This is a genomic window from Micromonospora sp. NPDC002389 (assembly GCF_040296095.1).
Taxonomy (GTDB): Bacteria; Actinomycetota; Actinomycetes; order Mycobacteriales; family Micromonosporaceae; genus Micromonospora.
Genome location: NZ_JBEOWP010000011.1, coordinates 218,698 through 238,678 on the forward strand (window position 1 = coordinate 218,698; position 19,981 = coordinate 238,678).

The 19,981-nt window shown below is 72.4% G+C and carries 20 protein-coding genes; 10 read left to right on the forward strand and 10 right to left on the reverse strand.

Translation table 11 applies throughout. The features are described from left to right. Positions 1-14: 14 nt before the first annotated feature. Positions 15-1,472 carry a glycosyltransferase family 4 protein gene (locus tag ABT008_RS21870; protein ID WP_350698060.1) on the forward strand — a complete coding sequence of 486 codons (1,458 nt, stop codon included), beginning with the start codon at positions 15-17 and terminating at the stop codon, positions 1,470-1,472. Between the two features lie 569 nt (positions 1,473-2,041). Here the strand turns inward: ABT008_RS21870 and ABT008_RS21875 are convergent. The 5 genes from ABT008_RS21875 to ABT008_RS21895 form a co-directional block, all read right to left on the reverse strand. Continuing rightward, on the reverse strand, positions 2,042-2,755 hold the full coding sequence (locus ABT008_RS21875) for a CDP-alcohol phosphatidyltransferase family protein (protein WP_350698061.1): 714 nt from the start codon (positions 2,753-2,755) through the stop codon (positions 2,042-2,044). Then, positions 2,739-3,806 (reverse strand): iron-containing alcohol dehydrogenase family protein, encoded by a 1,068-nt coding sequence (locus ABT008_RS21880; protein WP_350698062.1) that lies wholly within the window; start codon positions 3,804-3,806, stop codon positions 2,739-2,741. Before ABT008_RS21880 ends, ABT008_RS21875 begins: the two co-directional genes overlap by 17 nt. Beyond that, positions 3,794-4,525, reverse strand: a complete 732-nt coding sequence (locus tag ABT008_RS21885; RefSeq protein WP_350698112.1) for a phosphocholine cytidylyltransferase family protein — start codon at positions 4,523-4,525, stop codon at positions 3,794-3,796. The genes ABT008_RS21880 and ABT008_RS21885 overlap by 13 nt, the downstream gene beginning before the upstream one ends. Before the next feature lie 73 nt (positions 4,526-4,598). Further along, the gene (locus ABT008_RS21890) at positions 4,599-5,366 is read right to left on the reverse strand and encodes a hypothetical protein (RefSeq protein WP_350698063.1); all 768 of its coding nucleotides are present in this window, start codon (positions 5,364-5,366) and stop codon (positions 4,599-4,601) included. Continuing rightward, on the reverse strand, positions 5,363-5,812 hold the full coding sequence (locus ABT008_RS21895; protein WP_350698064.1) for an NUDIX hydrolase: 450 nt from the start codon (positions 5,810-5,812) through the stop codon (positions 5,363-5,365). Before ABT008_RS21895 ends, ABT008_RS21890 begins: the two co-directional genes overlap by 4 nt. 136 nt (positions 5,813-5,948) lie before the next feature. On the opposite strand from ABT008_RS21895, the gene ABT008_RS21900 reads away from it, so the two are divergent. The 3 genes from ABT008_RS21900 to corA all read left to right on the forward strand — a co-directional run bounded on the left by ABT008_RS21900 (position 5,949) and on the right by corA (position 9,215). Continuing rightward, the gene (locus ABT008_RS21900; protein WP_350698065.1) at positions 5,949-6,443 is read left to right on the forward strand and encodes an ester cyclase; all 495 of its coding nucleotides are present in this window, start codon (positions 5,949-5,951) and stop codon (positions 6,441-6,443) included. 147 nt (positions 6,444-6,590) lie between these two features. Beyond that, positions 6,591-7,685, forward strand: a complete 1,095-nt coding sequence (locus ABT008_RS21905) for an aminotransferase-like domain-containing protein (RefSeq protein ID WP_350698066.1) — start codon at positions 6,591-6,593, stop codon at positions 7,683-7,685. Positions 7,686-8,156: 471 nt separating this feature from the next. Continuing rightward, complete coding sequence (corA, locus tag ABT008_RS21910; protein ID WP_449950218.1) at positions 8,157-9,215, forward strand: magnesium/cobalt transporter CorA; 1,059 nt, start codon at positions 8,157-8,159, stop codon at positions 9,213-9,215. Between the two features lie 54 nt (positions 9,216-9,269). Here corA and ABT008_RS21915 read toward each other — a convergent pair whose 3' ends face one another. Then, entirely contained in the window at positions 9,270-10,085 is an 816-nt protein-coding gene (locus ABT008_RS21915) for a hypothetical protein (RefSeq protein WP_350698068.1), read from the reverse strand. A 59-nt stretch (positions 10,086-10,144) separates the two neighbouring features. Between ABT008_RS21915 and ABT008_RS21920 the strand changes: the two genes are divergently transcribed. Both ABT008_RS21920 and ABT008_RS21925 read left to right on the forward strand, forming a co-directional pair. Next, complete coding sequence (locus ABT008_RS21920; RefSeq protein WP_350698069.1) at positions 10,145-10,675, forward strand: peptidylprolyl isomerase; 531 nt, start codon at positions 10,145-10,147, stop codon at positions 10,673-10,675. 143 nt (positions 10,676-10,818) lie between these two features. Next, a complete protein-coding gene (locus ABT008_RS21925; protein WP_350698070.1) occupies positions 10,819-11,730 on the forward strand; it encodes a rhomboid family intramembrane serine protease in 912 nt (303 codons plus the stop codon). Here ABT008_RS21925 and ABT008_RS21930 read toward each other — a convergent pair. Then, complete coding sequence (locus ABT008_RS21930; RefSeq protein ID WP_350698071.1) at positions 11,714-12,175, reverse strand: PH domain-containing protein; 462 nt, start codon at positions 12,173-12,175, stop codon at positions 11,714-11,716. The genes ABT008_RS21925 and ABT008_RS21930 overlap by 17 nt on opposite strands. Positions 12,176-12,287: 112 nt before the next feature. Here ABT008_RS21930 and ABT008_RS21935 point away from each other — a divergent pair, with 112 nt between their 5' ends. From ABT008_RS21935 to ABT008_RS21945, 3 genes are all read left to right on the forward strand, one after another. Continuing rightward, complete coding sequence (locus tag ABT008_RS21935) at positions 12,288-13,460, forward strand: thiolase family protein (protein WP_350698072.1); 1,173 nt, start codon at positions 12,288-12,290, stop codon at positions 13,458-13,460. Positions 13,461-13,516: 56 nt separating this feature from the next. Further along, a complete protein-coding gene (locus tag ABT008_RS21940) occupies positions 13,517-14,515 on the forward strand; it encodes a phosphotransferase (RefSeq protein WP_350698073.1) in 999 nt (332 codons plus the stop codon). 137 nt (positions 14,516-14,652) lie between these two features. Beyond that, positions 14,653-15,165, forward strand: a complete 513-nt coding sequence (locus ABT008_RS21945) for a hypothetical protein (RefSeq protein ID WP_350698074.1) — start codon at positions 14,653-14,655, stop codon at positions 15,163-15,165. A gap of 28 nt (positions 15,166-15,193) precedes the next feature. On the opposite strand, the gene ABT008_RS21950 is transcribed toward ABT008_RS21945, so the two are convergent. Continuing rightward, positions 15,194-17,431: a glycosyltransferase family protein gene (locus ABT008_RS21950; protein ID WP_350698075.1), complete on the reverse strand. Its 2,238-nt coding sequence runs from the start codon at positions 17,429-17,431 to the stop codon at positions 15,194-15,196. A 125-nt stretch (positions 17,432-17,556) separates the two neighbouring features. Here ABT008_RS21950 and ABT008_RS21955 point away from each other — a divergent pair, with 125 nt between their 5' ends. Further along, on the forward strand, positions 17,557-18,264 hold the full coding sequence (locus tag ABT008_RS21955) for a glycosyltransferase family 2 protein (RefSeq protein ID WP_350698076.1): 708 nt from the start codon (positions 17,557-17,559) through the stop codon (positions 18,262-18,264). Between the two features lie 58 nt (positions 18,265-18,322). Here the strand turns inward: ABT008_RS21955 and ABT008_RS21960 are convergent, their stop codons facing one another. Continuing rightward, the gene (locus ABT008_RS21960; RefSeq protein ID WP_350698077.1) at positions 18,323-19,213 is read right to left on the reverse strand and encodes a transketolase family protein; all 891 of its coding nucleotides are present in this window, start codon (positions 19,211-19,213) and stop codon (positions 18,323-18,325) included. Positions 19,214-19,215: 2 nt separating this feature from the next. Then, positions 19,216-19,941, reverse strand: a complete 726-nt coding sequence (locus tag ABT008_RS21965) for a thiamine pyrophosphate-binding protein (protein WP_350698078.1) — start codon at positions 19,939-19,941, stop codon at positions 19,216-19,218. Positions 19,942-19,981 lie beyond the last annotated feature (40 nt).

The following is a 19,981-nucleotide window of genomic DNA, read 5'->3' on the forward strand; positions in this document are numbered from 1 at the left end:
TAGCCTTCTTTGCCGTGAAGATTGTGGTGGCGCACAACCGGTACCGGGAAGCCCAGCCGTCCGGCGAGAACACCATCGTCGACGTGGAGATCTCCCAGCTCGCGGCGGCAGGCGTCGAGGTGCTGCCGTTCCTGCGCAGCTCCGACGAGATCCCGTCGATGCCGAAGTCGGCGAAGGCGCTGCTGCCGATCTCCCCGATCTACGCCCCCCGGGCGCAGCAGGACCTGAGTCGGCTGCTCACCGAGCACCGTCCGGACGTGTTGCACCTGCACAACCCGTACCCGCTGCTCTCGCCCTGGGTGGTGCGGACCGCGCACCGGCACGGCGTGCCCGTGGTGCAGACGGTGCACAACTACCGCCAGGTCTGCTCCTCCGGCCTGTACTTCCGCGACGGGGTGATCTGCCAGGACTGCCGGGGCCGGACGCTTGGCGTACCGGCGGTGGTGCACCGCTGCTACCGGGGTTCGCGGGTGCAGAGCGCACTGATGGCGACCACCCTGGCGGTGCACCGGGGTACCTGGAAGTCGGTGGACCGGTTCATCGCGCTGACCAGTGCGGTCGCCGACCACCTGCGCGACTACGGCATCCCGGACTCCCGGATCGTGGTCAAGCCGAACGCCATCCCGGACCCGGGCACCCCCGCGCCGCTGGGCCAGGGCTTCCTCTTCCTCGGTCGGCTCTCCCCCGAGAAGGGGCTCGACCTGCTGCTGGAGGCGTGGCGCCGACACCCGGACGGCGCGCTGGGCCCGCTGCGCGTGGCCGGTGACGGCGAACTGCGCCCACTGGTCGAGGCGGCGGCGGCCGAACGTGCCGACGTCACCTTCCTCGGCCCGCTCGACCGGGCCGGGGTCCGCGAGGCGCTGAACGCGAGCGCCGTGGTGCTGGCGACCTCCACCTGGCACGACGTGCTGCCCACCGTGATCATCGAGGCGCTGGCCAGCGGACGGCCGGTGCTCGGCACCGCGCTCGGCGGCATCCCGTACCTGGTCGGCGCCGACACCCCCCGCGAACCCGCCGGCACCGGCCCGGCCGTGGCCGCCTCGGCAGCCGCTCCGCCCAGCCCCGGCGGCCCCGCCGGCCCGGTCGGCTCCGATGGCCTTGCCGGCCCCGGTGGCCTGGGTCCCGGTGGCCTGGGTCCCGGTGACCTGGTTGGCCCGGTTGGTCTTGCTGGCCCGGCTGGCTCCGGTGGCCTGGGCTCCGGTGGCCTGGGTCCCGTTGGCCCGGTCGGCTCCGGTGGATCCGTCGGTCAGGTTGACTCCGCCGGTCGGGCGGGTGCCTTGCCGGCCGGGATCCGCGCCGGGGAGGCCGGCTGGGTGGTACCGCCCGACCCGGCGGCCCTGGCCGCCGCCCTCCCGGTGGCCGCCGCCGGAGCCGCCGCCCTGGCCGGGCCCGCCCGCGCCCGCTACGACCGCACCTTCCACCCCGAGGTGGTCACCAAGCGCCTCATCGACGTGTACGCCTCCCTCCGCTGACCACCCCCGCCCCCCGCCCCCTGCGCCCCCGCTCCCCGCACCCCCCACCCCACGGATGCCCGCGCGTGCCCCGCGCCTCTTGCGTCGATCATGGAGTCGTGGCAGTCCCAAAAGGGCGCAAAACGGCATGAGTCGACAGCCGCAACTCCATGATCGGCGAGCGGGGCCGCCCAGGGCGGGAGTGGATGGCGTGCCGCAGGGGCGCTCGGGCCCGTTGGTCGGGCCTGACCTCATCGGAGGCCCGTGCTGCCGTCGGCGCCTACGACTGCCGCGCGCTCGTCGACTCCCTCGAAAGCGACGAGCGCAACCTGTCGTGATGAGCACCCGATAGCCACTCGATCGGGGATCGAGTGGCTATCGCGGCGCGTCGATGCCACTCGATCCTGGATCGAGCACGATCTTGGAGACCGGGGCGCGCTCGGCACGGTGTCGCTGTTCCTGCGCCGACGGTCTGTCGGCTGCCGCGTCAGGCGGGCCGTCGGCTGGCCGCGTTGAGTCGGCTGGCCGCGTTAACAGGGGGCCCTTGCTATGCACGAGGCGTTAATAAGGTGCCCTTCCTTACATGCCCGTCAGAGCGAGGCGCGGGCGGAGAAGGCGATGCTCGCGAGCAGGAACCCGCCGTTGATCACCGTGAACGCCACGAGAACCCAGAACACGAGCGCCGGGGCGAAGGCCAGCACCAACGCGGCCACGAAGATCACTGCGCCGTAGTCGCGCACCAGCTTCACCAGGCGGACCGGCAGGCTGGTGGAGGTGACCATGCTGGCCGCGTTCGGGCCGGACTGCATCACCGAGGTCACCAGGTTGACCATCCAGGTGCCCGCGAAGGCCGCCACCAACCACACGGGCGTCGACGGCACCTGCGCCACGGCGGTCGCGGAGAGCGTGGCGACCAGGGCGATCTGGGCCGCCACGTCGCAGAGCACGTCGACCCGGGCGCCGGCCGCGCTGCCCTGACCGGTCACCCGGGCGAGCTGACCGTCGGCGCAGTCCAGGGCGTACGCGATCTGCCAGCCGAGCAGCGCGAGCAGCCCGACCACCCAGGCGGGTACGTCTCCGGCGGCGACCGGCCCGGCGAGCGCGACCACGGTGACCGAGGTGGCCAGCCCGAGCACCAGGTTGGTGATGGTCAACGCGGTCGGCCGCAGCCCGAGCCGCTGGGCGACCAGTGCGAAGACGGCGCCGATCCACTGGCTCACCGACTCGCTGAACAGGCCACCGCCCCGGTTGACCCGGTGGAAGTCGGCGACCGTGGGGTGCGAAGGCTCAGCCAAGGTGCTCACGGAGGGCGTCAACGTAGTCTCCCAGCCGGGTCCGGATGTCGTCAGCGGACAACGCGAGGTGTTCGAGGATGGTGTAGCGGTCCGGTCGGGTACGCGGCGCGAAGGCGACCGCCTCGACGAACTGCTCGTCGGTGAGGCCCAACTCCTCCGGCCGGACGGCCAGGCCGTGCCGGTGCAGGCAGGTGCTGAGCTGGCCGAAGCGTTCCAGGTCGCCCCGGAGGAAGGTGCAGAACAACGCGCCCAGGCCGACCTGTTCGCCGTGCGAGCCGGTGCCTGGGTACAGGTGGTCGATGGCGTGTGAAATCTCGTGGTCGCCGCCGCTGGCCGGGCGGCTGGAACCGCAGATCGACATCGAGATCCCGCCGAGGATGAGCGCCTCGGCCAGCGTGGTGAGGAACGCGTCGTCGGTGATCTTGCCGGGGTGGTTGACCAGTGCCTCGGCCCCGGTCCGGGCGAGCGTCACGGCGAGCCCGTCGATCGGCTCGTCGCGTACCTGGTGGGCCAGTTCCCAGTCGGCGCAGGCGCTCAGGTTGCTCACCGCGTCGCCGATGCCGGCCTGGGTCTGCCGGTCCGGCCCGTTCTCCACGAAGTCGAGGTCGACCAGGACGGCGATCGGGATGTGCACGCCGTACGAGCCCTTGCCGCCCTCGTGGGTCAGCGACGCGACCGGGGAGGCGATGCCGTCGTTGGCGAGGCTGGTCGCGACGGTGACCATCGGGATGGCGTAGCGGGTGGCGGCGTACTTGGCGGTGTCGATGGTCTTGCCGCCGCCGATGCCGACGACCGCGTCGTAGTGCCGGCGCCGGAGCTGGTCGCCCAGCTCGTTGGCGGAGTCGACGGTGCCGCCGGCCACGGTGAAGATGTCGGCCGAGCCGAGCGACGGGCGGCAGAGGTCGGCGATCTTCTCGCCCTGTCCGGGGCCGACCACCACCGCCACGTCGCCGCCGCCGGAGATCCGCCGGTCGGCCAGCAGCACGCCGAGGTTGGCCACCGCCCCTCGGCGGACCTCGATCGACAGCGGTGTGGTGACGGTGCGCGCTAGTAACGGCACGCGATCTCCCGCGCCCGGGCCAGGTCGTCGTGGTTGTCGACCTCGACCCAGGACACGTCACCGATCGGCGCGGCGCGGACCTCGCCACCCCGCTCGGCGAACTCCTGGTATCCGTCCTCGTAGTACAGGTTCGGGTCGCGTCGCCAGGTCGCCTCCAGCGCGTCGGCGAGCGCCCCGGCCACCTGCGGCTCGATCAGCGTCGCGCCGATGTACTCGCCGTACGCGTCGGCCGGGTCCATCAGCTTGGTGATCCGGGTGAGCTGCCCGGCGGCGTCGAAGGTGGTCTTCATCTCCTCCTCGGCCAGCGGCTTGAGGGTGTCGACCGCGAGCAGTACGCCGGGCCCGCGCTCGGCCAACAGCGTCTTCTCGATGCTCACCGGGTGCACGGTGTCGCCGTTGACCAGCAGCACGCCCCGGGCGAACCAGTCGCGGGCCAGCCAGAGCGAGTACGCGTTGTTCCACTCCTCGGCCTTGTCGTTGTGCACGAGGGTGAGCGTCACGCCGTGGCGGCGTTCCAGGTCGGCCTGGCGTTCGCGGACCGCGTCCGCCGCGTAGCCGACCACCACGACGACGTCGGTCAGCCCCACCTCGGCGAGGTTGCGCAGCGCGATGTCGAGGATGGTGATCTCGCCGTCCACCGGGACCAGCGCCTTGGGCAGCGTGTCGGTGTACGGGCGCAGGCGGCGCCCGGCCCCGGCCGCCAGCACCATCCCGACCAGGCCGACATCAGTTCCTGTTCGTACGGCATTCACCGGAGGAGAATAGCGCCGAGCGTCGGTCGGCTGTCGGGGGTCAGCCGGGCAGGGCCGCCAGGTCGGCGAGGAAGGTCAGTCGCTCCTCGGCGGTCAGCGCGGTGTACGGGCCGGCCGCCCGCCGGTCGGTCTCCAGTTCGATGGCCTGCCACTGCGACCCGTCGGTCAGTTCGGCGATGCTCGCCGGAGTGTGCCCGGCGGCTGCCCAGGCGTCGGTGTGCGCGTCGGCCCGGTGGTACCGCAGCGTGCCGAGCCGGTTGAGCAGCAGCACGCCCGACGGGGTGCCGTCCGGCTCGTACGGCGGGGCGACCGCGTCGAACGCGCCGGGGCTGGGCACCGGTTCGTCACCGCGCGGCGACAGGGCGGCGGTCAGCAGCCGCCCGGCGGTCTCGGCCAACCGCTGCACCCGGTCGTCGTGGCCGGCCCAGAGTTCCTCGGTCACCTCGGCGTGCACCTGGTACAGCTCGGCGAGGAACGCGCTGCCGCGTTCGGTGGCGGTGAGCCCGCCGTCCGGCCGCCGGTGGATCATCCCGTACGCGACGTGCCGGTCCAGCGCCCGCTGACAGGCGATCGGGTCCCGGTACCGGGTGATCGCGGCGAATCCGGCACCGTCGACCGAGCCACCGGCCGCCAGGCGGGTCCGCATCTCCACCAGGAGGCTGGTGGCGGGCATGCCGCCGTACCGCTGGCTGAGTTCCGCTCCGCCGCCGTCCTGCCCGGCCTGTATCGCCGCGCGGACGACCCGGTCGAGGACGGGGGCGACCAGCGCCACGTACCGGTGCGCGGCGAGCCCGACGCTGTCGCTCACGAACCGGTCGGACCCAGGAGTTCGAAGGCTTCCTCGGCGATCCGCCGGATCAGCCCGTCGTTGACGTCGCGGTCCTCGTCGAGCAGGTCGAGGTCGGTCGGGCCGAGCCAGCGGTACTCGGTGTGCTTGCCGACCTCCAGGACCGGTGCGGTCAGGTCGCCGTCGACCCGGACCAGCCAGTCGCTCTCGACCCGGGCCAGGCCGTCGTCGCCGACGTATCCGTACTCGCCGACCAGCGCGATGATCTCCGAGACCCGCCAGCCGGTCTCCTCGGTGACCTCCCGGCGCAGCGCCTGCTCGACGGTCTCGCCGGGTTCGAGGTGCCCGCCGACGATGTCCCAACTGTTCGGGAAGAGACGGCGGTGTGGCGAGCGGCGTTGGAAGAAGATGCGCCCGTCGGGGTGGACGATCAGCGCTCCGGCGCAGCGCAGCGGCTCGGTGGACACCCCAAGAACAGTAGCCGCCGGTCCGAGCTGCGGCGATGTCCGCTCGGGCGGACTTCTCCACTGGTGTGGACCGGTCGGACCGGGGGTATGGACTGGGTGCGGGCGCGGGCCGAGACGCGCACGCGAGGAGGTCGACATGCGCGGCGCGGACCAGTTGGTCGAGCAGCAGTACGCCATGCTCCTGCGACGGGACGTGGCCCGACTCCCCGACCTGTACGCCCGGGACGGGTACTACGCGATGCCGGGTGTGACGGTCCGGCCGGTCGAGTTGCCCGCCCTGCTGCGTACCTGGACGGGTGCTTTTCCGGACCTGCGGGTCGACCTGCTCGGCTCGGTGCGTACGGCCGGTGGGGCGGCGGTCGAGCAGCGGCTCACCGGCACCCACACCGGTGTGCTGCACACCCCGTTCGGCACGGTGGCCCCCACCGGACGCACCGTCTCCTGGGAGGTGGTGGACATGGTCCGGGTACGCCGGGGCCGCATCGCCGCCTGGCGGTCCTACTTCGACTGGGGACAGTTGATCGCCCTGCTCGGCCTGCACGTGGCCGGGCTGTCCCGGCAGCAGGCCCCGGACCGGTCGCTCGCCGACGAGCCCGCCTTCACCGCCGCGCCCCATGCGGTCGCCGCCTGATCCGTCGTCCGGCCTGACCTGGTACTCGGTCGGTCCGCTCGGGCGGGACGCCCGGTCCGCACCGGTTCACCCGACTCGGTGGCTCAGGATGCGGACATCGCCGTGCCGTACGCGCTCACCCGGCCGCCGCCCGTACGCTGAACAGCCATGACCGCCGAGCAGCTGATCTCCTTTGCCCGTGGCGCCCCCTCTCTGGACATCGTCGATGTCGAAGGGCTCAAGGCCGCCGCCGTCCGCGCGTTCGACGCCGATCCCGCCGGGGTGACCGCGTACGGCACCTCCGTCGGCTACCTGCCGCTGCGGCAGTGGATCGCGGAGAAGCACGGGGTCACGGCCGAGCAGGTGCTGATCACCAACGGTTCGTTGCAGGCCGACGCCTTCCTCTTCGACCACCTGGTCCGGTCCGGTGACGCGGTGGTGGTGGAGCGGCCGACCTACGACCGGACCCTGCTCAACCTCCAGCGGATGGGTGCCGAGGTGCACGGCGTCACCATCCAGCCGGACGGTCTGGACACCGCCGAGCTGCGCAAGCTGCTGGAGTCCGGGGTGCGGCCGCGCCTGGCGCACGTGATCCCGAACTACCAGAACCCGGCCGGCGTGACGCTCTCCGAGGACAAGCGGCGTGAGCTGCTCGACCTGGCCGCCGAGTACGGCTTCACGATCTTCGAGGACGACCCGTACGCCGACGTCCGGTTCCGAGGCGAGCCGCTGCCGTCGATGCTGTCGCTGGACACCCGGAATGTCGTGGTGCACGCCTCCAGCTTCACCAAGACGGTCTGCCCCGGCGTCCGGGTGGGCTACCTGGTCGGTCCGGCCGACCTGATCGCCGACATCGCGAAGAAGGCCACCAACCTCTACATCTCGCCGGGCATGGTGGCGCAGGCGATCGTGCACCAGTTCTGCGTCTCCGGCGACATCGCCCGGTCGATCGAGACGGTCCGGGCGGCGCTCGGCGAGCGGGCCGGTGCGCTGGCCGAGTCGTTGCGGCGGCACATCCCCGAGGCCCGTTTCGTGGAGCCGGACGGCGGCTACTTCCTCTGGGTCGAGTTGCCCGAGGACGTCCTCGTCGACAAGCTCGCCCCAGCGGCGGCCGAGCGCGGCGTCGCGGTGGTCAAGGGCAGCGACTTCGTGGTGGACGGTGGCCAGCACGCGCTTCGCCTGGCGTACTCGGCGGTGACCGCCGACCGCATCGACGAGGGAGTCCGACGCCTGGCCGAGGCGATGGAGGCGGTCCGAGGCTGAAAATCTGTCGGGTTTCCGACAGAACGGCGATACCGGCGTGCCCGGGACTCCCGCTGTGGCGGCTGGCGGCCCACAATGCTGCGAGCGTCCTTCACCACATGTAGTGCAGGTCACGCCGGTTCCGGCCGCCGTGACGCCGATGTCGGGGTGCGGCCCGGCCGCCCGCACTGTGGTGTGACGCGGTCAGCACAACCCCCCGCCCCCACGGCGCCGGGCGGGCCGGATCGCCCCCTCACCCCCCGATGCGATCCGGCCCGTCCGGCGCCACCCCTCCGCCGCCGCGCCACCGCCATGATCGGTACGGCGGCGTACCCTGCAAGCCGCAGCCGAGCGCGGACGGGGGGCGTGATGACGGAGCGGATGCAGCGGGAGGGGACCGCCTCCACCGGCGGTGACCAGACCGACGCCCAGCCGGTCCCGCCGCCGCTCGCCCGGTCGCCGCGATCCCGTGCCTGGTCACCGGTACGCGCGGTGACCCGCCGGCTCAACCCGGACGGCTCCCAGCGGGTGGAGGCCCCGGCGGGTCCTCGACGCAGCGCCGTGGTGGACTGCGCGCTCTATCTCGACGGGCGACGGCAGGGCGGCGACTGCGGCTACGCCGAAGCGCTCGCCGAGGCACGGCGCGCCGAGAACGGCTTCGTCTGGCTCGGTCTGCACGAGCCGGACCTGGCCGAGATGAGCGAGATCGCCGCCACGTACGGGCTGCACGAGTTGGCCGTGGAGGATGCGGTCAAGGCGCACCAACGGCCCAAGCTGGAGCGCTTCGGCGAGGTCAGCTTCCTGGTGCTGCGCACCGCGCGCTACTGCGAGCACACCGAGCTGACCGAGAAGACCGACGTGGTGGAGACCGGGCAGGTGATGCTCTTCATCGGCCCGCACTTCCTGATCAGCGTCCGGCACGGTGACGCCTGCCGGCTGGCACCGGTCCGCGAGGAGTTGGAGGCGCGGCGGGAGCTGCTGCTGCACGGCCCCTGGGCGGTCGCGTACGCGATCACGGACCGGGTGGTCGACCTGTACCTGGAGGTCGCCGACCAGCTTGAAGACGACATGGACGTGCTGGAGACGGAGGTCTTCGACCGGCAGGCCAGCGGCCGGATCCAGCGGATCTATCAGATGAAGCGGGAGCTGGTGGAGTTCAAGCGGGCGGTGATGCCGTTGCAGCGGCCGTTGCTCGCGCTCACCGCCCAGATGAGCCGCGAGGTGCCCAAGGAGGTCCGTCGCTACTTCCGCGACGTGCAGGACCACCTCAGCCGCACCGTCGAGCAGGTCAACTCGTACGACGATCTGTTGAACTCGATCCTGCAGGCCCGACTGGCCCAGGTGACCGTCGACCAGAACAACGACATGCGCAAGATCGCCGCCTGGGCCGCCATCGCGGCGGTGTGGACGGCGATCGCCGGGATATACGGCATGAACTTCGAGTTCATGCCCGAGCTGAAGATCGTGTACGGCTACCCGGTGGTGCTGGCGTTGATGCTCACCATCTCGCTGACGCTCTACCGGTGGTTCCGCCGCAACGACTGGCTCTGAACCCGCAGCCCGCCCGCCCCGCCGAGATGGCGGGGCGGAGGCGGGACCGCGAAATCAGGCGCGCCCGTTGGACTTGCTGGGCGCCTTGCTCAGGGCGGTGGTGAGGTCGTCGGCGGGACGACCGCTCGTGGTCCGGGCACCCTCGGCGACCGACGGCACCTTGTCCGTCGGCGTCACCGGGGAGGGCTTCGGCGGCGCAGTGGTCGACGCGCTGTCACCGGAGACCACCGTCGAGCTGCCGGCTCCGGTCGACGCCTTCGCGACGCCCGACGGGGCGGTCGTACGCACCTCGATGGTCTCCACCTCCTCGTGCATCGGCTCCAGCGTCGTGGTCGCGTCGTACTCGGTCCACTCCTGCTGCTCGCGGTGGCGTCGCAGGGCGATCGCACCGGCCAGCCCGGCCACCACGCCGGCCGCGAGCATCCCGGCCAGCATGGTCCCGCTGCGGCGGGACTTCTTCCGCTTCATCTTCTTCATGTTCTTCGCCTTGACCTTCCTGGCGGCCGCGGCCTGCTTGGCGACGACCTTCTTGCCTGACGCGGCCCGACCGGCGGCCTCGGCCTGTGCGTGACGCACGGCCAGGGCCAGGGGTGCCATCGCGGCGGCCGTGGTGGCGAGGCCGCTCGCGGTGCGGTCCCGGACCAGCACCGCGGTCGGTGCCACCGCGTCGCGGGCCGTCTGGACCCGCGGGCCGACAGTGGACCCGGCTCCCTTCGCCGCGTGCGTGGCGGCCAGCCTCAGGTGACCGATCCCCCGATTGAGCTCGGCCCGGGCCAACTGCCCCTCAGTCCTGCGGCGCCCGATTCCAAACACGGTCCCACCTCCTGGGAGTTGCTTCGTCTCATCCTCCACCTTCGGATGCCTCCGCATGTCCAGATCGGGCACATGGGAGGATCCGCAAGGAACTGACCAACGAATAAGGAGTACCCGTGGCCGAGGCTGTCTACGCCACCTTGCACACCAACGCCGGCCCGATCCGGCTGGAGCTCTTCCCCAACCACGCGCCGAAGACGGTTCGCAACTTCGTCGACCTGGCCGAGGGCACGCGTGAGTACACCGACCCGCGGACCGGCAAGCCGGGCAACGGGCCGTACTACGACGGCACCATCTCGCACCGCGTGATCAGCGGCTTCATGGTCCAGATGGGTGACCCGACCGGCACCGGTCGCGGTGGTCCGGGCTACACCTTCGCCGACGAGTTCCACCCCGAGCTGCGGTTCGACCGGCCGTACCTGCTGGCGATGGCGAACGCCGGGCCGGGCACCAACGGCTCGCAGTTCTTCATCACGGTCTCGCCGACCCCGCACCTGAACAACCGGCACACCATCTTCGGTGCGGTGGCCGACGAGCAGTCCGCGAAGGTGATCGACTCGATCGCCAACACGCCGACCGGCCCGAGCGACCGTCCGCTGCAGGACGTGGTCATCGAGCGCGTCGAGATCGAGCGGCAGTCGGCCTGACACCGGCCGCCACAGGTGGTGCCCGCCGCCCGGGCCTGGGCGCGGCGGGCACCGACCGGCCGTACGGTCGCCTGACCCGTCCCATCGGTGGTCCGAGGTACCTTTGCTCGCATGACTGAGCGCTCGGGCACCTGGGTCACCCGGTGAGCGAATCCCCGCCGACCACACCGGTCTGTTACCGCCACCCGGGCCGGGAGACGTACGTCCGGTGCACCCGGTGCGACCGGTCGATCTGCCCGGACTGCATGAACGAGGCGTCGGTCGGGTTCCAGTGCCCGGAGTGCGTGGCGCAGGGACGCCGGAGCGTACGCCCGGCGCGCACCGCCTTCGGTGGTGGCGAGACCGGTCGGCTCGGGTACGTGACCAAGACGCTGATCGGCATCAACCTCGTGGTGATGCTGCTCTCGATCGCCTCCGACCGGGGCGGGGACGCGGCGGCCGGCGGCACCGGCTTCGGTGGCCTGCTCGGCGGGAGCACCCCGCTGACCGAGTGGGGTGCGGTGCTCGGCCGGGCGATGTTCCTCGACGGCAGCATCGGCGGTGTCGCCGAGGGGCAGTGGTATCGCCTGGTCACCGCGATGTTCCTGCACTACGGCGTGGTGCACCTGCTGCTCAACATGTGGGCGCTCTGGGTCCTCGGCCGGTCCCTGGAGGCGGTGCTCGGGCCACTGCGCTTCATCGCGCTGTACTTCATCGCCGGTTTCGGCGGCAACGTCGCGGTGTACGTGTTCAGCGCGCCCAACCAGATGTCGGCCGGTGCCTCCACCGCCATCTTCGGCCTCTTCGCGGCGACCTTCGTGATCATGCGTCGGCTGGGTCGGGACACGTCAGCCATCGTGCCGATCCTGGTGATCAACCTGATCTTCACGTTCACCGTGCCGCAGATCTCGATCGCCGGTCACCTGGGCGGTCTGGTCTTCGGCGCGCTGATGGCGCTGGTGCTGGCGTATGCGCCCCGGTCCCACCGGACGCTGGTGCAGGTCACCGGTGGCTCGTTCCTGCTGGTGGTGCTGCTGGTGCTGGCCCTGTTCCGCACCTTCACCCTGCTCGGCTGAGCCCGCCGCCGGACTGGTCGGTCGGGCGGGCGGCCCGGAGGGCGTCGGCCACCTCGTCGGGGTCGGTGTCCAGGTCCTGCCGGGTGAACAGGTGCAGCGACCCGCCGGTGTCGATCTCCAACACCGGCCCACTCACCCCGCGCCCGGCCCGGCGGTTCACCTCGATGGTCTCGATCGTCGACCAGGGCAGGTGTCGTCGCCCGGTCCACCACCCGGTCGGCACGGTGACGCCGTCGGCGTCCACGGCGAGCCGGACCGGTGCGACCAGGTCCCGTACCCCCCACGCGGCGAGGGCCGCGCCGGCCAGTACGCCGAGCGTCGGCCGGAGCAGGTCACCGTCGGCGAGCAGGAGTCCCAGGGCGAGTACGCCGACCGCGCCGGCCAGTTTGAGGATCGGCAGCGCGGCGCGTACCCGCCACTGCCGGGCGACCGTCTCGAACGTCACCCGACCAGCATGCCAGCGCGACAGGTGACCGGCGCGCCAGCGCCCACGGGCGACGACGTCGCCGCGACGGCGGCGTAGGATCGGGAGCAGCCCAGGTTACCGGGGAGTAGACATGAGTGACGCGGTTATCGTCGGCGCGGTGCGTACCCCGGTCGGGCGGCGCAAGGGCAGCCTGGCCACGGTCCACCCGGTGGACCTGTCGGCGCACGTGCTGCGTGCCCTCGCCGAACGCACCGGCATCGACCCGACGCTCGTTGACGACGTGGTCTGGGGCTGCGTCTCCCAGGTCGGCGAGCAGTCGTGGAACGTCGCCCGCAACGCCGTCCTCGCGGCCGGCTGGCCCGAGTCGGTGCCCGGCACCACGGTCGACCGGCAGTGCGGCTCCAGCCAGCAGGCCCTGCACTTCGCCGCCGCCACCGTGCTCTCCGGACAGGCCGATCTGGTGGTGGCCGGCGGCGTCGAGTCGATGACCCGGGTGCCGATGGGCTCCAGCGCGGCGGGCGGGCTGCCGTTCAGCGGGCAGATCCTGGCCCGCTACCGGGGCGTCGAAGGGGTCGCCGAGGACTCGCCGCTGCCGTTCAACCAGGGCGTCGGCGCCGAGCTGATCGCCCGACGCTGGCGGCTGTCCCGGACCCAGCTCGACGAGTTCGCGCTGGCCAGCCACGAGAAGGCCGCCGCCGCCCAGGACGCCGGGGCGTTCGAGGCCGAGCTGGCCCCGGTGCCGCTGGCCGACGGCGGGAAGTTCACCGCGGACGAGGGCATCCGCCGGGACACCTCGCTGGAGAAGCTCGGCGAACTGGCCACCCCGTTCCACCCGGAGGGCGTGGTCACCGCCGGTACGGCCTCCCAGATCTCCGACGGCGCGGCGGCGCTCGCCGTCACCACCAGCGAGTGGGCCAGCCGGCACGGCCTGCGCCCGCTGGCCCGGGTACACACCGCCGTGGTCGCCGCCGACGACCCGGTCACCATGCTCACCGCGCCGATCCCGGCCACCGCGAAGGCGCTGCGCCGCGCCGGGCTGGGCATCGAGGAGATCGGGGTGTACGAGGTGAACGAGGCGTTCGCCCCGGTGCCGCTGGCCTGGTTGGCGGAGACCGAGGCGGACCCGGAGCGGCTCAACCCCCGGGGTGGCGCCATCGCGCTCGGGCACCCGCTCGGCGGGTCCGGTGCCCGGATCATGACGACGATGCTCGCCCACATGCGCGACAACGGGGTGCGGTACGGCCTACAGACCATGTGCGAGGGCGGCGGGATGGCCAACGCCACCATCGTCGAGCTGCTCTGATCCGTACGGCGTAAAACCCGTCGCGGGTCGAGCCGGGGGCGGGCTAGCGTGCCCCCGTGACCGCCGCGACCGCACCGCACATCGACTGGGACGACCGGACGTGGCGGGCCGCCGCGTGGGAGTGGGTGGCCGAGACGCTCGCCCGCACCGGGCAGCGGATCACCGGCCCGGTCGAGCCACGCGTCCGACCGTGGGCGCTGATCTGGCGGGTGCCGACCGACGCCGGTGACGTGTGGTTCAAGGCGAACGCGGCGGGGACCGGCTTCGAGACGGCACTGACCGCCGCCCTGGCCCGGCTGGCTCCCGGACGGGTGCTCGACCCGATCGCGGTGGACATCCGGCGGCGCTGGGCGCTGTTGCCGCACGGCGGCGCGACGCTGCGCGAGGCGCTGGCCGGCGAGCCGGACCCGGCCCGGTGGGAACGGATCCTGCCCGAGTACGCCGACCTGCAACGAGCTACCGCCGCGCACGTCGACGAACTGCTCGGCCTCGCCGTACCCGATCATCGTCCGGAGGCGTTGCCGGCGCATCTCGCGGAGCTGCTCGACGACGACGCGGCGCTGCTGTTGGACACCCCGGACGGGCTCACCACCGAGGCCCGCGACCGGTTGCGGTCCCTGCTGCCCGACTATGCGCAGCGGTGCCGATTGCTGGCCGAGGGGCCGATCCGGCCCACCGTCCAGCACGACGACCTGCACGACGGGAACGTCTTCGTCACCGGCGACGGCCACCGGTTCTTCGACTGGGGTGACGCGTCGGTGGCGCACCCGTTCGGCACGCTGCTGGTGACGCTGCGGTCGGTCGCGTACGTCAGCGGTCTCGACGCGGGGGACCCGGCGCTGGCTCGGCTGCGCGACGCGTACCTGGAGTCGTGGACGGACCGTTGCGACCGGCCGACCCTGCTCCGGCTGGCCGAGGCCGCGGCCGGGGTGACCATGGTCAGCCGGGCGCTGTCCTGGCGTCGGGCGTTGGACACCACCGACCCGGGTCGCGCCGAGTTCGCCGCCAGCGTGCCCGGGTGGCTGGACGAACTGCTGGTCACCGAGTTCGCCTGAGCGCGTCGAGGCTCGGCTGGGCACGTCGGGAGAGTCCTGCGGGAGGTCCCGACCGGCCGTGCAAGACGTAACGTGGAATTTGCAAAAAGCATGTCCGTGAGCCACGTCACCCAGCGAACATCGTCGTTGGGCAGGTCATGGACGTCTTCTCCCGAACGTTCCTCCCGGCCGCCTCCGAGGCCGGCCTGGCGGTGCAGACCGCCACGCGCCACATGCCGGTGTTCCGTCGCTGTGTGGGTTCCGGCGACGCCACCATCCTGGTCACCCGGTGCGGCCGACCCGATCGGCCGATGTCCGGGGAGTACCTTCTCCTACTCACCCATCGACGGCTGGTGGTGACCCGGCAGACGCCGGTGCTGCACCGCCTGCGACTGCACCTCAACGCCGAGCTACGCGAGCTGAGCCACGTCACGTGGAGCCCCGACCCCCGGTTGCACTCGGTGGAGCTGGCCGCCACCGCGATCGACGGGATCCGTGAGCGGTTCCTGATCCGCACCCAGTTCCCGAAGCAGGTGTGGCAGCTCGACGCGCTGCTCAACCACGCCTTCCGCACCCGGGTACGCAGCGCGCTGCCCCGGATCGTGGCGACCGTGGCCGAGGCGCCCACCGCCACCCGGCCGACGACGCTGCATCCCGCCGTGGCGCGCTGACGCAGGACCCCCGAACACCGCGTCGGGTTCAGCGATCGGTCGGCAGGGCGTAGCCCACGTACTCCCGGAACTCGAACCGCCAGCCGGGCGGCACGAGATCCGCGCAGAGCCGGCGGCTGCCGGTGCAGACGATCGCATCCATCTCCGCAGGATCGGCCGCCGGACGGTGGTCCAGCACCGACTGGAGCGCCAGCAGCTCCGGTGACCCGCCGTCGGCGTCCCGCAGCAGCAGCCACCAGGGGTACTCCCAGTCGTCGTTGCGCTGGGACAGACCGATCCGACGGGCGTCGGCGGCGCGCACCGCGTCGGCCGCCCAGCGGTACTCCTCCGCCCACTGCGGACGCCGTAGGAAGCGGCTCTCCCAGTCGGAGGTGGTGAAGACCGAGCCCTCGCCGACCAGTCGGCGCGGGAAGCCGTACGACACCGCGAGCACGCCGGCCAGCGCGCAGGTGGCCAGCACCGTCACCGCGAGCGTCGCGGCGATCGGCCGTCGGCCACCCTGCCCGTCACCGGCTCCCTGCCCGTCACCGGCGTTCTGGCGTGCACGGCGCAGCACGGCGTCGAGCCAGAGCCCGGCCAACGGCACCGAAGCGGCCAGGGCATAGAGGATCAGCCGGTTGCCCCAGGGCTGCCACTTGATCATCGTGGTGTGCAGCGCCACCGCGACCACCACCACCAGTGCGTACGCGCGCAGCGCACCGGCCGTCTCCGGGCTGACCCGCGCCGGACGGCGCAGCGCCGCCACGACACCGACCAGCACCAGCGCACCGGCCAGCGGGAAGGCCACCCGGTCCTCGTCCGGATACCAGGACGGCACCGGGAAGACCTCCCGCCCGAACGTGATCGCCCGGTCCTGCGGGTCCACCCCGAGCAGCCCGGCCACGCCGATGATCGCCGCAGCGGAGGCGTCCCGCAGCGGGGCCAGCGGGGTGTCCAGCGCGGTGTGTCCGATGCGGAGCGCGTTCACCACCACCGACAGCGGGTCGTGCCGCTCCATCGGCACCGACTCGCGCAGCCGCTCCGGCCCGAGCGGGTGGCCGAACTCGGCGTACACCCGGCCCAGGAAGGGGCCGACCACGGTGGCGGCGACCAGCAGGATCAACGCCGAGGCTCCGACCGTCCGGGCGGTCGGGCCGACCGGGAGCCGACGGCCCGCGCCCGACCGCTTCAGGTACGCCAGGCGGAGCTGGCCCAGTCCCCAGAGCACCAGCAGCGGGCCGACCGCGAGCAGGCCGCTGGTCTTGGTCACGGCGGTCAGTCCGGTGGCCGCCCCGAGCGCCAGCAACTCGCCGAAGCCGGCGCGGTGACGCAGCCCGTCCAGTGCGAGCGTGGCCGCGCACACCACCCAGGCGGCGCAGACCAGGTCGGTCTGGGTGCTGGTCGCCTGGAGCGTCACCATCGGCGTGGTGGCCAGCACGAACACGGTGAGCAACTGGGCCCGGCGGGCGCCGCCGAGCTGCGCGGTCACCCGGGCGACCGCGATCAGGCAGAGCACCCCGGCGGCCCACTGCACCAGGTGGTGAAGCGCGTCGTCGCCGGTGAACAGGCGCAGGTGCAACAGCAGGTACTCGGCACCCGGCGGGATGGTGACCTGCCGGTGGATCGCGGTCGCCCAGAGCGACAGGTCGCCCTGCGCCACCCAACGCTCCACCTTGGGCAGGTGGTAGGTCTGCGAGTCGAAGTTGTTCGGCGCGGCGAGCAGGGCGATCAGCAGCTCGACCAGGAGCAGCCCGGCGACCGTACCGGCCAGCACCCGCTCGCCGCGACTCGCCGTACGCCAGAAGTCGGTGACCGACGCGCGCCAGCCCGCCGCCGCTGGTGGGCCGACCGGGCCGGACGTCGTGGCCGGGTCGACCGCGGTGACCGTACCGACCGCGGCCGGAGTGTCCGACGCTCCGGCGAGGACACTCGCCGACGACGGCGCGGCGGGCCGACCGCCGACCGACCCGGTCGCGCCGCCGGAGGTACGGCGATCCGCCTCCTGGGTCCGGCGGGTCGTGGTGGCCGCCCGCCGCCGCGCGGCGGCGACCCCGGCAACCGCGAGAAAGAGCAGCCACGCCACGCCGAACGCGGGCGCGGTCAACCTGCCCAGTGCACCCAGCACCTCGACGGTCAGCACCGCGAAAGCGCCGACGGCGAGACTCGCTCGGATTACCGCCAGCCGCCGTGGCGCGGTGTGGCGCGCGGACCGTGGCCGCAACGCCACCGTTGCCAGCACGACGGCGACGACGGGGGCGAGGACGAACGGGAAGCCGGCGGCCGACATGGCCGGAAGTAAACACCATCGGCCGGGGTGCCCGACGCTCGATCCGCTGAGGCGGTCGCTACCACGAGATCGATCTGCCGGGGCTACGCTATGGCCGACACACTGCCGCCCTCGTGGAGATTCCCGTGAAGCTGTCGATCCTCATGCCGGTCTACAACGAGGAAGAGCGCATCGCGGATGCGCTCAAGCAGGCGCTGGCGGTCGAGTACCCGTGCGAGATCGAACTCGTGGTGGTCGATGACGGTAGCCGCGACGGCACCGGGGAGATCCTGGGTCGGGCCGACGACGCGCGGCTGCGGGTGATCACGCATCAGCGCAACGCCGGCAAGGGCGCGGCCATCCGGACGGCGGTCGCCAGCGCCGAAGGCGAATACATGGTCATCCTCGACGCGGACCTGGAGTACGACCCACAGGACATCCCCAAGCTGCTCGCCCCGGTGCTCGACGGCCGGGCGACCGTGGTCTACGGCAATCGGACCTTCGGCAGCCACAGCGCCTACAGCTTCTGGTACGTGATGGGGAACAAGGGCGTCACGATGGCGGCCAACGTGATGTTCAACTCCTACATCGGCGACCTGGAGACCTGCTTCAAGCTGATGCCGGTGGAGCTCTACCGCTCGCTCGACGTGCGGTCCCGGGGCTTCGGCATGGAGGCCGAGGTGACCGGCAAGCTGCTGCGCCGCCGGATCCGGCCGTACGAGGTGCCGATCAGTTACCGGGCCCGGGGCCGCGAGGAGGGCAAGAAGATCACCTGGCGGGACGGCGTCGAGGCGATCTGGATCCTCGGCCGCGAACGGACCCGCCGCCGCCCCGGGAGCGGTCCCGCCGCCTGACGCGGCCGCCGGGGCGAGGACGACGGGATCTCCCGCCGGGCGCGGGCGACGGCGGTCCTCAGACCAGAGCCGGGGACAGGAACCCGGTCAGCGCCCGGTGCAGGCCCGCCGCGTCCAGCCCGTGCCAGCGGGTGTGGTCGTCGGCCGAGCCGTAGCGGCGCAGCTCGTCGCGTCCCACGCCGAGTGCGAGGAGCCGGTGCGGCCGGTGCGCAAGTGCCGCTGTGACCACCCGGGTCGAGGTGCCCGCCAGGTAGGGCTCGACCAGGATCACCTCGGTGCCGGCGAGCGCCCGCAGGCCGGCGGTGTCGAACGGGCGCGGCCGGTGGGTGTACGCCACGGTGACGGGCAGATCCGCTGCGGCTGCCACCGCCGCGTCCAGCACCGGGCCGACCGCGACCAGCAGCGGCGCGCCGGGTCCGGCGTCGCGGACCACCACCAGCTCCCCGTCGCCGGCGTACGGTCGCTCGTTGCGCAGCGTCGACAACCGCAGGTACGCCGAGGTGTCCCCGGCGACCGTGGCGCGCAGCAGACCGGGCACCTCGGCTGGGTGCCCCGGCACGTGCACCGTCCAGCCGGACAGGGTGTCGAAGAGCGCGACGTCGGCCGGGCTCAGGTGGGTGCGCCCGGCAGCCGCCCGGTCGTACGACGCGCCCACGCTGACCAGCACCGCGTGCGCCGCCTGGTGGTCGAGGTCGAGCTTGATCTGCTCGTACGCCCGCTCCACCAGGAACGGTGCGTAGCTGTGCACGATCGGCCGTAGCCCGGTCAGCGCCAGCCCACCGGCCACCCCGAGCATCAACTGCTCACGGATGCCGACGTTGAGCACCCGGTCGGGGTGCCGCCGGGCGGCCGGGGCGAACGCGTCGGCGGAGATGTCGGCGAGCACCAGGGCGGTACGCGGATCCTCGGCCAGCAGGTGCGTGGTGGTCTCGATGAAACTGTCCCGCATGGCTACTCCCCGCTCTCGACGACCGCGACGACGACGTGCGGCCGGTGTCCGTGGTGCCCGGTCAGGGCGGTGTGCAGCGCGTCGTGGTCCCGTCCGTCGACCGTGGCGGCGGTCCACCCGTTCACCGTGAACCGGGTGGCCACGCCACCGGGCCAGCCGTGGGTGGCGGAGGAGTTGTCGACCACGATCGCGGTCAGGTTCGGCAGGCCGGTCGCGCCCGCGTACGCGATCGCCTCGTGGTTGGAGCCCTCGTCCAGCTCGGCGTCGCCGAGCAGGGCGTACACCCGGGTGTCGAGCAGCCCCTGGGCGCGCAGCCCGAGCGCGGTCCCGACGGCCAGCCCGAGACCGTGCCCGAGCGAACCGGAGCCGATCTCGACCCCGGGGACCAGCGTCCGGTCCGGATGGTCGCCGAGTCGACTCTCCGGCCCGCCCTGGTCGTCCAGCCAGTCGAGCGGCACGAAACCCTTGGCGGCGAGCACCGCGTAGTAGCCGGCGACCGCGTGTCCCTTCGAGAGCAGGAAACGGTCCCGAGCCGGGTCGTCGACTGTGTCCGGGGTGATCCGGAGGACCCGGTCGTAGAGCACCCAGAGCACGTCGACGGTCGAGTGGACGTTGGCGCCGAACGCACGGCCGGCGCGGATCCGCTCCAGCAGCGGTGCGACCGGCGACCGGCCGTCGAGCGGCGCGGCGGCCTCGGCGACCCGGGCGGTGGTGGCGAGAGTAGTCATGCGGATACTCTGCAAGTTGAAGTCAGGTTCAATTCAAGGC